The following is a 13,626-nucleotide window of genomic DNA, read 5'->3' as shown; positions in this document are numbered from 1 at the left end:
CTTACACCAAGTTTCTACGATATTAGTGGCTCAAACTTTGATTCAAGTCACACCCCACATCAAACCCAATCAAAGTTTGCTTACTTTTTTCTCAACAACAAGACAAAACTCAAAATCTTGAACTGTAAAATTATGCTTCTAAAATCGCGGTTTCGCTTGTCAAGAAAGGTGAAGCCGTGGATAATCCCGACCTCGCATAAATATACGCAAAAAAAACACATCAACAAATTGCCCGCAACCGCGGGTTTTTTATTTCATTGATAGACAAGCCCCATTCTTCCCGCATTTCACAATGCTGGAACGGGGATATTTTTTGCGTTGGTTTACCTATTGCTTTTGTTGTTGCCATCCAAACTTGATTGGCACTTGTTGTCGCACTTAATTCGTTACATGAAAAACAGCTTAACATCATCCACATCGCAATCAGTCACTTCAAAAGATGAAGCGGCCTCTGGTAAGACTAAAACCATCAAACTCGGCAAAGCAGTTGCCGGTGTTAAAGCAAAGAATATTCAAGCTGAGACTAGAACTTTCGAACTTCCTGTATTGACTGAATCGCCAGAGCTCGATTCTGGTGATGTAATTCGTACGCAAGTACAGTCTGTCACAGTAGTGACAAAACGCCGTTCTCGCCTTGCCGCACCCGCCAGCGAAAAAACCGTGGATGCGGTAGACACATTGGACGGTAACGAAAATACTGATACTCCAACTATCGTTGAAGTGAACGCACCAGCGAATAGTGAGAAAAAAGACGCTGCACAAAGCATCGAAATCACGGCACCAATCGACGAACAATTATCGCTAAATACGGCAGATGCCAATGCCGTCATTGTCAATGAAGATGGAAGCATGCAAGTTGCGTCAATTACTTCAAAAGCCGTTGTCAAAGTCAAAAAGAAACGTTCAATTTCAGTCTCCAATGAGCAAACGGAAGTTGCCGTCACAACCAATGTGACGGAAGTTGAAACACAACAACTGAGTTCTACCTCGGACGTTTTGGTCGATGCAAATGAAACAGATACCAAGACCACCAAGACAAAAGCGCGGCCAGCAAAAACGAACATTGTCTCCGCAAACGACTCAGTAAAGACAAGTGGTGAAAGTTCAGCAAGCGATGAGGTTCGCAACACAACGATCGCCGACATAGACACTTCCGCCTACACTTTGCCCACAGTCAAAGAGGCTGCACGTCGCGGTCGTAAGCCATCTTCACCACAGGTCTATAACGATGAAATTCATGCTTTTAACGCAGTCGAATCGTCAGAATTAAAGCGCGCAGCCCGTGTACGTGCAGGCAAAGCGGTGGCAAACGAAGCGAGCAAAGAACAGTTAGAGGAATACCGCCAACGCCTGACTAAATTGATACAACTCGGCAAAGACCGCAGTTATCTGACACACGCAGAAATTAATGATCATTTGCCAGAGAATGTCGATGATCCAGAAATGATTCAAAGCATTATCAGCACACTCAACGACGTCGGTATCGCGGTTTATGACCAAGCTCCTGACGCCACGATGCTGCTTTTGTCGGACAATGTAGTAACGAGCGTTAGCGATGATGATGCCGAAGCGACCGCAGCGGTAGCATTATCAACTGTCGACTCAGACTTTGGCCGCACAACAGATCCCGTACGTATGTATATGCGTGAAATGGGTGGCGCAGAATTGTTGACGCGCAGTGGCGAAATTGAAATTGCTAAACGTATTGAGGGCGGCCTCAAAGACATGTTGCAAGCGATTTCTGCCTGCCCTTCTGTCATCAAAGAAGTTTTGAATACAGCCGAAAAAGTTCGCAATGACGATCTCATTATTGACGACGTCATCGATGGCTTCCACGTTCCCGAATCACTCGATTTACCTGTTAGTGTTGAAGCTAGCGCAGATGCGGATGATCTCGAAGAAGAAGACGAGGAAGAAGGCGGTGCGGGTGAAACCGGCAACTCTTTATCAGCAGAACAGTTAGCACAAATGAAGCAAACAGCAATGGAAAAATTTGCTGTGATCAAGTTGAGCTTCGATGATATGTTTGCTGAGATTGAGAAAAATGCTTATCAGTCAAAAGCTTACCAAGCCGCACAAGAAAAAGTAACGCAAGAAATGGAAAGCATTCGTTTTAGCGTGAAGACGACCGAAAAATGGTGCGATATCTTGCGTAAGCAAATGACCGAGCTACGTCAAACCGAAAAACGCATATTGGAGTTAATGGTCGATCGATGCGGCATGCCTCGCGCCTATTTCATCGCGAACTTCATGCAAAATGCCACTAACCGTAATTGGCTAGAAAGCGAAACGGAAGCGAAAGAAGCATATGGAGCGATACTGAAGCGTCATATCCATGCAGCACGTGAATTGCAAGGGCGTTTGATCGTCTTGGAACAAGAAGCGAAACTGCCATTGAGCGATCTACGTGCGATCCACAAGAAAATGATTTCTGCAGAAAAACGCACACGTGAAGCAAAAGCGGCGATGACAGAAGCAAACTTGCGCTTGGTGATTTCGATCGCGAAGAAATACATTAATCGCGGCATGCAGTTCTTGGATCTAATCCAGGAAGGCAATATCGGTCTACTCAAAGCTGTAGATAAGTTTGAATACCGCCGAGGTTACAAGTTCTCGACCTATGCAACTTGGTGGATTCGTCAGGCGATTTCTCGTGCAATCGCTGATCAAGCACGTACGATCCGTGTTCCAGTGCATATGATTGAGACCATCAACAAACTTAATCGCATCAAGCGCCAATGTTTGCAACAAAATGGTATCGAGCCTGACCCAGCCTTAATCGCAGAAAAGATGGACCTGCCAGAAATCAAGGTTCGTGAGATTCTGAAGATCGCCAAAGAACCAGTGTCTCTAGATGTACCGATTGGTGACGATGGCGATTCTCAGTTAGGCGATTTTATTGAAGACAACGTAACACTCTCGCCTATGCAAGCAGCGATGCAGGCATCAGTTCAGAACAAGCTGAAAGAAGTATTGGATGCATTGAGCCCTCGCGAAGCTAAAGTTCTCCGTATGCGTTTCGGCCTTGAAATGGCGAGCGATCATACACTGGAAGAAGTCGGCAATCAGTTCGACGTCACCCGCGAACGGATTCGCCAGATCGAAGCCAAAGCGATGAAGAAATTACGTCACCCTTCTCGCATGGAACAATTAAAGAGCTTGCTAGAGAATAATTAAGCTCTCTGCGAAAATATGATCGAAAAAAAAGCGCTCACACTGTAAGGTTTGAGCGCTTTTTTCTATCGCACTTTTAGTTTAGAAATTGCAGTGCAAAATCTACTTGCGTTATACGCTGCTCCAAAGCCCCTTCGACCAACATGAAGGGGATCTCACGTGAGTCCAGAATATCTAACAATTCCTCATGCACACGCTGTCTGACAGCGGGCGACTCACGTTGCAAACCATCCGCTGTCCATGGAAAGTCTGGTGCAGTGACGATGGTGAAAGCATAGTCGTGTTGCTTCTCTAACTGCAACAATTCAGGGTCTAGTTCCTCGAAATAATGGCGACTATATAGCGCGGTCATGAGAGGAGTTGTGTCGCAAAACAGATAGTCCTTCGCACTTTCGCTCAACTCAAGTTCACGCTTGCGTTGAGTTTGTGCGATATGTAATTGCTCTTCCGAACGAGGAACACGCTGATGATGATCGACAAATTCACGTAAATACTCTGGCACCCAAATCGTCTTAAAACGCCTCGCTAACGCCTCGGCCAAGACCGATTTACCGGAGGATTCTGCACCGAGAATCGCTATTTTTTGTATCATCGGCTGCCTTCATTCTTGAGAATTTCATTTGACCACGCCCGGGCACCGGCGACTGCCATTACGACGAAAATTCCATACAAGAAGGCTGTGAGATGTAAGCCTTTGTAGAGATACAGTGCAACATAGAGAATATCGACCACAATCCATACCCACCAATTCTCTAACTTCTTACGTGAAATCAGAATCTGTCCAAGCAAACTGCCGGCCGTCAGAAAACCATCAGCGAGGGGTACATCAGTGTCAGTAAAACGGTGGAGGAAAAAATACAGCATCAAAAAACTAACTCCCCAAAACGAAACAGACCACAGCGTTTCAAGTCGGTTTAGTCGACTGGGTCGCAATTGCGGAAAAGCCAGTTCGCCGGAGGTGATCTCGGTATGTGTTCCAAGATCGCCTTTGAGCCATTGCCACCAGCCCCAACATGAGACCGCAATGAACACAAATTGCAAGCCCATATCCCCATACAATTTAGCATCTCGAAATACTAAAGCGTATAAGCCAGAAGACAAAATTGCAAATAACCAGCCCCAATGTATTTGCCTTATGTTACAAGCGACAGTGATGATCGATAAGACGAACGACAGCAACTCCAAAGGAGTTGTGCTCAAACCATAGAAAAGTGGGATTATTTGATTCATGAAAATTTGCTAAAAAACGGTAGCGCGAAGCATAGCAAATTTTCGAGTCAAGGCATCAAACATAAACCGAAGAATTTAAGTTATTTTTTGGAACTGAGCACGATTACTGTGCAGCCCGTCCTTTAACGCCCGAACAATAGTCTTGCTCCGGTGTCGCCTCGGTGAACCAATACAAGTCGGCAGCACCAACCGCCGGTAAATAGTCGTTCAATTTCAGCTTGTCTGCCTTCACTTCCACCAATTGAATCACCAAAATATCAGCATTTGGTAGCAGGGTTTTAAGATGCGTGGGTGCCCCTGTGTTTGGGCGGACATGCTCACCTCCTGCAATGAGGATAGCTCTCGCATCACTCGCCATGGCAGAAGCCATGCTAGCGTCTTTAGCCAATTGTATATGTAACATCGGCTGTAAAGTGTCTCGGCTCTGCATGCCGCAATGAGATCCGAAAATTTGATCAAGCAAATAATTTTGAGTTTCGGTGGATTGTTTAGTGGCGCTAAACAGTTTGGGAGTTGATGTTAGGATTTTCTGGCCGTCTTTATAAATCGTACTAATCATCGAGCGTGAAATATTGCCGGACTTGAGTGCATCAAATTGCACGGATTCGCGAAACAAGGGACCGTAACTGTTCCAATCCCAGCCTTTATTGGGCCATTGCATTACTTGCTTCATCTCATCGAGACTTTGTTCACGCTTAAGCTGCGCAATAAAAGTATCCTGGGCATCGTCAAGCATCTCAAAAACGGCACTCCCCTTTCCCTGTTCAACACCACTAAATCGAATGCGCAGTATGTCTAGCTCTAACTGATGATGTCTCGGATTATCATGTTTTTCACCAACGAAAACGTAAGCATGGCGACGAATCTTCTCAGCCACCAATTCTCTAGTGAGTGTCTGCCCTTGTTTGTCTACTATCTGATCTTGTAAAGGATGGGTTTGATTTTTTTCTTCTGCGTTCGTACTGGCTGGTACCAGCAACCCAAGAAGAAGTGCAAAAGCCAGACGTGAACAGACTGAAAACATACTTACACCCCAAATAATTGCTTGTCGTAATTGCTGACTATAAACAGTTAAACTCGAGGTGGCAAGTTAGGCAGACCTGCTTTGTGGGGACGAGACACGCAAGCGTTGGCGTATCATTAAAATTCGGAGCGGTGTGCTGCCCAGTAAACCTGGGCAAAGCGCACCTGCCTACCGTCATGCATATCGGTTGCATGTACAGCAGATGTCATGATCATATCGACTTTTAATGACAACTCCATGACATGCGTCAAATTACCGACAAAAACGCCTGACTAAGCCGACACGTTCTTCTTCAGGTGCTGCAAAAACACCTGGGCAATCGGCGAAAGACGTTTTCCTTTTGGGAAGATAATCCACCAATTTGAATGAATTGGGAACTCACGAATTGGCAGCACTACAAGACCCTCTTTTACACCCCGCCCCACGAGAGCATGCTCTGACAAAACTGAAATACCAAGCCCGCCCGCCACGGCCTGTTTAATCGCCTCGTTACTTCCTAATTCTAGCCTCACCTTAGGTTCAAAATGTTTTGTCGCGAAATAGGCGTTACATGCGAGCCGTGTGCCTGAACCCGATTCCCGAAGAATGAACTGCTCGTCTTTGAGGTCGGTAAGTGTAATCGACTTTCGCTGCGCCAATCGATGTTTGCGAGGGGCGATTACAGACAGCGGATTTTCCATAAAAGCAAAGCACTCTAGCTCGAGATCTACCGGAGGCATAGACATGATGTACAAGTCATCCGCATTTTCCTTGAGACGACTAACAACACCATCACGATTTAGCACTTCAAAGGAAATGTCAATTTCAGGATACTTCTTAAAGAAGCTTCCTAACATCCGAGGCACAAAATATTTGGCAGTGCTGACCAAAGCGACCCGTAAGCTACCTTGGGTATGCCCCTTCATCGCATTTATGCTTTGTTCCAAGAACTGTAACTCGTCGCGCATCACTCGTGCAGATTTCGCTACCGCTTCGCCAGCCGAAGTCAGAAACACTTGCTTACCGATGACTTCATATAAAGGCAGTCCAACTTGCTCCGCCATTGATTTCAATTGCATTGAGACCGTTGGTTGCGTGACATGACAAGCTTTCGCTGCGGCGGTCAAATTACCATGTTCAGCGACTGCGAGCAGCACATTCATTTGGCGCACTGTGAAATGCATGACTCTTCCTTCCGCGAGAAAAAACCGATTTCATCCATAGATAAAATACGATGATTTTAATAACTATAATTGATTTTACTCTATTTTCAAAAAACCATATCATGACGCCACTTCAAAAAACGACAAAAACTTTGGGAACTTTCAGCAATGCACGGTTTACTTGATCCTACAATTCTCTTCTTCATTTTTGGCTTATTGGCCGGACTATCGAAATCCAACCTAGAAATCCCGCCAGCTATCTCAAGGTTTCTATCGCTTTATCTTCTAATGGCACTCGGCCTCAAAGGCGGGTTTGCGCTCGCGAAGTCTGGTATGAACGAAAGCATACTCGTCAGTTTGGCGTGTGCAGTAGGCCTGGCGGTGGCAATACCTTTGATTTCATTCTGGCTGTTGCGCCGTATCATTTCTGCATTCGACGCGGCGGCAGTGGCCGCCACTTATGGCTCAGTGAGCGCAGTCACCTTCATAACGGCAACACAAATACTTGAATCAACTCAAGTAAGCTTCGGTGGTCACATGGCAGCCGCAATGGCATTAATGGAATCGCCGGCCATCATCTTAGCCGTATTGTTCGCCAACAAAGTGCGCCAAGATCAACAGACGCAAAAACAAAGTAATAACGTAAAACTGTCAAGCCTCCTACACGAGTCACTGACAGATGGTGCTCAACTTCTCCTGCTAGGTTCTCTACTCATTGGGGTCTTGAGCGGAGAATCGGGACAAGCCATGATGAAACCCTTCTCGGTTGATCTATTCAAAGGATTGTTAGCGTTCTTCTTGCTTGATATGGGCCTGACTGCCGCACGCAATTTGCCTGGGTTGAAAGGACAATCCATTCTGGTGTTTATCTACGCATTACTGGCGCCAATGGTTCATGCGAGTTTTGCCTTCGTCTTAGCAAAATTTTTTGGTCTGGGCTTGGGCGATACCGTACTGTTGATGGTACTTGCCGCCAGTGCTTCTTATATCGCAGTACCAGCGGTTGTTAGGTATGCGATTCCAGAAGCGAATCCTTCACTTTATATTGGCATGTCACTGGGCATCACCTTCCCTTTCAATATAGTGATTGGAATTCCAACGTATCTCAAGATCGCGCAAACTTACCTTTAATTGGATTGGCATCGATTCAAGAGACAGAATAATGAATGGAGAACCAGCTATGGCGGCACTCAATCGTCCATAGCTGGTTGATCAATTGGTCAAATCTAAGGCAAAGTACTTAGATTGACATTCGGCATGGCGCCAGTCGGAGTGCGATTGAAATTTTGCCCGACTGATACATAATTTGCGAAGAAGCCGCCATTTCGCAAATAGAATTTTCCAGCCTCAACACCGCCTGCAAAATCCATTCGTTGTTGATTGGTGGCAGTTGCGTCACCGGTGTATCGCATCTGCGTCGATTCAGTCCAAACGCCAGTATTACTGCGTGTCCATTGATTTCCGAGCAAAACCTTACGCCCTAGATAGCCATTTTCAACTTCAAAGTTTTCAAGGAATGAATGATTTCCAGTTAAGTATGAGTTGTTCGTAGCTGGACGTTTCCAGGTTGCCATGAAACGCCAGCTTCCGGTCTCAGGAGCGTAAAACCATGCAGAGTAACTGGTATTTCCGGCACCATCTGGCAATCCGCGCGTGATGAATTTGTAGGTGTTACCGGCTTTCCAATTGTAGACCAAGTAGGTTTGGCCACCGGTTCCCTCCCCGCCAAAACTATTGTCAACCACGTTCGGCCCTTTACGAACTAATGTAGTCTTAGCATTATTGTCGCCATCCCAGACAGAAAACAAGATCCAACGCTCAGTCGTTGACTTCACTTGCATTCCTGCATAGCCTCCATCGAAGCCATTGGACATGAAGTAAGATCCGATCTTATCCTCACCCACAGGAACTGTGATTTCATTGTAAAAATACTCGGTATTTGCTGGAGTCACATATGCACTATGGACAGATGGTCCGCGACGAGACCAATAATAGTTGGCAGCATCGTTGGCAAACTGCATGCCATTGCTTGCCGCCGTTCCAGCAATCTTTAAGGCAGAAACATCACCAAAGTATCCGCCTACTTTACTAACCCCTTGGAGATCCACTTTAACGTAGCCAGCTGCTGGAATATTGACCGTCCCCACATCGTAAGTTTTGCTCGCACTGCCACTTAAATTCACGGTGAACGGTGTTCCGTTAATGCTCACTTTAACTTTGCTGCTACTCGCGCCGTTTAAGCTCGCTACCAAACCAAGCTTCAAGCTTCCGGCTTGCGCCAGACGAAAGTAGACACTTGTGATCGTTCCAGCATCGGTCCAATTGCCCAATCCACCATCGCCAATAACTTCACTAGCATTCACTGCACTTGCAGTAATAAAGGCATTGCCACCGAGTGGCACACTTGCATTGTAAATGCTTGCAACCGGTGCGGGTTCAGGCCCCGATGTCGCTTTCGCTTCGTTTGATTGTCCACCACATCCACTCAACAGACTTCCTATACTGATCAAGCCAGTCAAGCCGATTAACAAAGCACTTCTTCTCAAATTGCTGATTTTACTCATATTGCGCCTCCCTTTTTTGTGTATTTCTATCAAAGACTAGTTATCGCAAAACACACAGCCATAACGTGCCCCTATGCGATTAACCGAGTTGACGCTAGAAAAATAGTCAAATGAGAGAGAGTTCTGAATTCGACGATTCAGCCCATCGATCAACATCAATTACGCAAAAAGATTGTAGAAAGAGCTAGAGAATGCTGCCAGCGATATAAATTTTATGTTCCGTGTACAAAAATTGAATGGCTTGTAGAAATTAGGTTGGATACGCAGTACGAACAGCGCAGAAAATAAAAAACGCAGAGCGCTTGAAAGCTAACTCTGCGTTTTGCATGGAGACAAGGTAAGCGTTTATGCGACCCAAGTCCTCGCGTTTCTGAACATACGCATCCATGGAGAATCTTCACCCCAAGATTCCGGCGCCCAGGAATGAACTGGCGTGCGGAACACACGCTCCGGATGCGGCATCATTACGGTGAAGCGGCCGTCCTCATTGGTGACAGAAGTAAGACCGTTTGGAGAACCATTTGGATTATAAGGATACGCTTCAGTCGCTTGACCATGATGATTAACAAAACGCATCGCTGACAAAGCAGCATTAATATCACCCGTCGTAGAAAAGTCTGCAAAACCTTCACCATGTGCAACAGCGATCGGTGTTTGCGTGCCTGCCATGCCTTGGAAGAAAATAGATTTTGATTCCAGAATCTCGACCATCGCAAAACGGCCTTCGAACTGCTCTGATTTATTCTTCGTAAACTTCGGCCATGCCTTTGCACCTGGGATGATAGATTTCAGATTACTCATCATCTGACAACCGTTACAAATACCCAAGCCAAAACTATCTGCACGATGGAAGAATTCGGAGAATTGTTCTGACATCATGGTATTGAACAAAATCGTTTTCGCCCAGCCTTCGCCCGCACCCAGAACGTCACCGTAGGAGAAACCGCCCACTGCGATTAAGCCTTTAAAGTCAGCCAATTTCGAACGACCAGCAATCAAATCACTCATGTGAACGTCAACAGCTGTGAAGCCTGCTTTATGCATTACATAGGCAGTTTCGATATGCGAATTCACACCTTGTTCACGTAAGATTGCGACCTTCGGACGAGCACCTGTTGCAATAAATGGCGCAGCGATATCTTGCTGAGGATCGAAAGTCAGTTTCGGTTGCATTCCTGGATCAGACTCATCGGCCAATCGTGCGAATTCGGCGTCGGCACAAGCAGGATTGTCGCGCATACGCGCAATTTGCCAACTTGTCTTACTCCAAATTTGATGCAAAGCACTACGAGACTCACGATAAATTTCCTTTGCATCGCGCATGAAGGATACGATACCGGTTGTACTCGGCTTCCCAATCTCGTGACTGCAAGCACCTAAATTGTGAGCACGTAACACATCCATCACTTCACTACGCTGTTCAGTTCGCACCTGAATCACAGCACCGAGTTCTTCATTAAACAAAGCACGCAACGTCAATTCATTACGACGTTCTGCCACTTGACCGGCCCAGTTCTTGGCATCGCCATGATCTGCAGCGTGCCCACCTTCCATGGTCAACATGTCCAGATTGATTGCGAGGCCACTTCGGCCGGCAAATGCCATTTCGCACAAAGTCGCAAACAAACCACCATCCGAACGATCATGGTAGGCAAGTAATTTATCCTCTTTAATCAATTGCTGGATCGAAGCGAAAAACCCTTTGAGATCTTCTGCGCTATCGACATCGGGAGTTTGATCGCCAATTTTCTGCATGACTTGCGCGAATGCAGACGCGCCTAAACGCCCTTTACCGCGACCGAGATCAATCAGAATCAAACTCGTGTCACCTGCGTCTAACTTGAGTTGCGGTGTCACGCATTTACGAATGTCGTACACCGGCGCGAATGCTGAAATAATTAAAGAAACTGGTGATGTAACCGACTTATCGACGCCCTCGTCTTTCCAAGTTGTGCGCATGGACAGAGAATCTTTACCAACTGGAATAGAAATTCCTAGGGCTGGACACAACTCCATGCCAACTGCTTTGACCGTATCAAACAGCGCTGCGTCTTGGCCTGGTTGACCGCATGCCGCCATCCAATTTGCAGATAATTTGATGTCCTCAATACTCGCAATCGGTGCGGCTGCGATATTGGTGACCGCTTCGCCGACTGCCATGCGACCTGACGCCGCAGCGTCAATCACCGCAACTGGCGTGCGTTCGCCCATAGCCATCGCTTCACCGAGATGACCTTCCAAACTCATCGCTGTCACAGCGCAATCAGCGACGGGGACCTGCCATGGCCCAACCATTTGATCACGTACTGACATCGCGCCAACAGTACGATCGCCAATCGTTACCAGGAAAGATTTATCGGCAACCGTTGGCAAGCTCAACACGCGCTCAGCCGCTAGTTTTAAATCCATACCGGTCAAATCAATGGCCGGTAAATCACGTTTTACATGTTCTACTTGACGATGCATCTTCGGTGGTTTGCCGAGCAAAACATTCATCGGCATATCGACCGGAGAATTATCATTGAGCGGATCGATTACTTTCAATTGACGCTCTTCTGTCGCAGTGCCTACTACCGCAAACAAGCAACGTTCACGTTCACAGAAATACTGAAACAGTGGCAGGCTCTCAGGCGCGATCGCCAGAACGTAACGTTCTTGCGATTCATTACTCCAAATTTCTCTTGGAGCCATTCCACTCTCTTCCAACGGCACTTTACGCAAATCAAAAATCGCACCGCGTTTAGCATCATTCGTGATTTCTGGGAAGGCATTAGACAAACCACCAGCGCCAACGTCATGGATCGACAAAATTGGATTTTTATCGCCTAACTGCCAGCAAGAGTTAATCACTTCTTGCGCGCGCCGTTCCATTTCTGGGTTACCACGCTGCACGGAATCAAAATCAAGATCTGCTGTATTACTACCTGTCGCCATTGACGACGCAGCACTACCGCCCATGCCAATACGCATACCTGGACCACCGAGTTGAATCAACAAACTACCAACTGGCAGATCAAATTTCTTCGTATGATTATCGTTGATATTACCAATACCACCGGCGATCATGATGGGCTTGTGATACCCATGCACCGTGCCGCCTACATTTTGTTCGTAGGTGCGGAAGTAGCCGCCAAGAACTGGACGTCCAAATTCATTGCTAAAGGCCGCGCCACCAATCGGACCTTCAATCATGATTTGCAACGGTGATGCAATGCGATCAGGCTTACCGTATTGAACAGCGGTGGTCGCATTCGATGTGACATCGGTAGCGTTTTCCCAAGCCTGTACATTGCCAGGTAAATTCAAATTCGATACTGTAAAACCGGTAAGGCCCGCTTTTGGTTTAGCGCCGCGCCCTGTCGCACCTTCATCACGAATCTCGCCACCTGCGCCAGTAGAGGCACCTGGAAATGGTGAAATTGCCGTGGGGTGATTGTGCGTTTCCACTTTCATTAACGTGTGGGTCAGCTCAACCGAAGCTTGATACTCGTTGCCATTTTCAGCACCATTTGGATAGAAGCGCGTAACAGTAGCGCCTTCCATAATCGATGAGTTATCGCTGTAGGCGACGATCGTACCTTTTGGCTGGAGCAAGTGCGTGTTCTTAATCATCCCGAACAAGGAGATATCTTTCTTCTCTCCGTCGATAGTCCAGTCCGCATTGAAAATCTTATGGCGGCAATGCTCTGAATTCGCTTGCGCGAACATCATCAACTCAACGTCTGTAGGATTACGTTTTGCTGCTGTAAAAGCATCCACCAAGTAGTCGACTTCATCATCGGACAAAGCTAAACCCAGTGTTGAATTTGCTTCGACCAACGCGTTCTTACCGCCTGCCAAGACGTCCACATACTCCAATGGTTTAGCTTCTAACTCTTGGAACAAACCATTCGCCGCACCGACGTCATCTAGCACCATCTCAGTCATACGATCATGCAAAAGTGAGATCACCGCTTGCTTTGATTCATCACTTAATTTTTTCGCGCCACCTAAGAGACCAGTCTTTAATTGCACGAAATACTGAATACCGCGCTCTAAGCGTTTGATTTGTTGCATGCCGCAATTGTGCGTTATATCGGTCGCTTTCGATGCCCAAGGGGAGATCGTGCCGAAACGCGGGATCACAACAAATCTTTCACCCTCTTCACTACCATCAAAAGCATCGCCATACACCAACAAAGCCTCAAGACGCTTCACTTCAGCATCCGATAGCGGTGCAGAGGCATCAACGAAGTGTACAAAGCGAGCTGTTACGCCAACGATATTGGCATCAGCAGTTTGTAAGCGGGAAAGGAGACCGTTAGTTCGGAAAGCAGACAGGGCGTTAGAGCCTGGCAATATCAACATGGCGTGAATGTAGTTGAGGCGAGGTGGCTGATCTCAAGGGCTCGCGATAACGAGAGATCACAGACACATCGCGGGTTGAAACGGAAAACGAGATTATACCTTGATGTCGCGGTCGACTCCAGCCTCAAGCTGAAGATATCATCGT

Annotated in this window: 8 protein-coding genes; 2 read left to right on the top strand and 6 right to left on the bottom strand. The window is 46.7% G+C overall.

The genetic code is table 11. The annotated features are described in order from the left end of the window. Nucleotides 1–390 precede the first annotated feature (390 nt). The gene (rpoD, locus tag H8K36_RS00615; protein WP_186915571.1) at nucleotides 391–3,177 is read left to right on the top strand and encodes an RNA polymerase sigma factor RpoD; all 2,787 of its coding nucleotides are present in this window, start codon (nucleotides 391–393) and stop codon (nucleotides 3,175–3,177) included. A 73-nt stretch (nucleotides 3,178–3,250) separates the two neighbouring features. Here the strand turns inward: rpoD and H8K36_RS00610 are convergent, their stop codons facing one another. The 4 genes from H8K36_RS00610 to H8K36_RS00595 all read right to left on the bottom strand — a co-directional run bounded on the left by H8K36_RS00610 (nucleotide 3,251) and on the right by H8K36_RS00595 (nucleotide 6,591). After that, a complete protein-coding gene (locus H8K36_RS00610) occupies nucleotides 3,251–3,766 on the bottom strand; it encodes an AAA family ATPase (protein WP_186915572.1) in 516 nt (171 codons plus the stop codon). After that, the gene (gene pnuC / locus H8K36_RS00605; RefSeq protein WP_186915573.1) at nucleotides 3,763–4,404 is read right to left on the bottom strand and encodes a nicotinamide riboside transporter PnuC; all 642 of its coding nucleotides are present in this window, start codon (nucleotides 4,402–4,404) and stop codon (nucleotides 3,763–3,765) included. Before pnuC ends, H8K36_RS00610 begins: the two co-directional genes overlap by 4 nt. A gap of 103 nt (nucleotides 4,405–4,507) precedes the next feature. Further along, nucleotides 4,508–5,428 carry a ChaN family lipoprotein gene (locus H8K36_RS00600; RefSeq protein ID WP_186915574.1) on the bottom strand — a complete coding sequence of 307 codons (921 nt, stop codon included), beginning with the start codon at nucleotides 5,426–5,428 and terminating at the stop codon, nucleotides 4,508–4,510. 272 nt (nucleotides 5,429–5,700) lie between these two features. Next, complete coding sequence (locus H8K36_RS00595) at nucleotides 5,701–6,591, bottom strand: LysR family transcriptional regulator (protein ID WP_186915575.1); 891 nt, start codon at nucleotides 6,589–6,591, stop codon at nucleotides 5,701–5,703. Nucleotides 6,592–6,738: 147 nt separating this feature from the next. Between H8K36_RS00595 and H8K36_RS00590 the strand changes: the two genes are divergently transcribed. Next, nucleotides 6,739–7,701: a sodium-dependent bicarbonate transport family permease gene (locus tag H8K36_RS00590; protein ID WP_186915576.1), complete on the top strand. Its 963-nt coding sequence runs from the start codon at nucleotides 6,739–6,741 to the stop codon at nucleotides 7,699–7,701. Between the two features lie 95 nt (nucleotides 7,702–7,796). Here H8K36_RS00590 and H8K36_RS00585 read toward each other — a convergent pair whose 3' ends face one another. Both H8K36_RS00585 and purL read right to left on the bottom strand, forming a co-directional pair. Then, nucleotides 7,797–9,134 carry a DUF3472 domain-containing protein gene (locus H8K36_RS00585; RefSeq protein ID WP_186915577.1) on the bottom strand — a complete coding sequence of 446 codons (1,338 nt, stop codon included), beginning with the start codon at nucleotides 9,132–9,134 and terminating at the stop codon, nucleotides 7,797–7,799. Between the two features lie 345 nt (nucleotides 9,135–9,479). Further along, complete coding sequence (purL, locus tag H8K36_RS00580; protein ID WP_186915578.1) at nucleotides 9,480–13,481, bottom strand: phosphoribosylformylglycinamidine synthase; 4,002 nt, start codon at nucleotides 13,479–13,481, stop codon at nucleotides 9,480–9,482. Nucleotides 13,482–13,626 lie beyond the last annotated feature (145 nt).

Source organism: Affinundibacterium nitidum (genome assembly GCF_014284155.1).
GTDB lineage: Bacteria > Pseudomonadota > Gammaproteobacteria > Burkholderiales > Burkholderiaceae_D > Undibacterium > Undibacterium nitidum.
The sequence above is the reverse complement of the archived record's forward strand: the minus strand, read 5'-3'. Positions and strand labels throughout refer to the sequence as shown.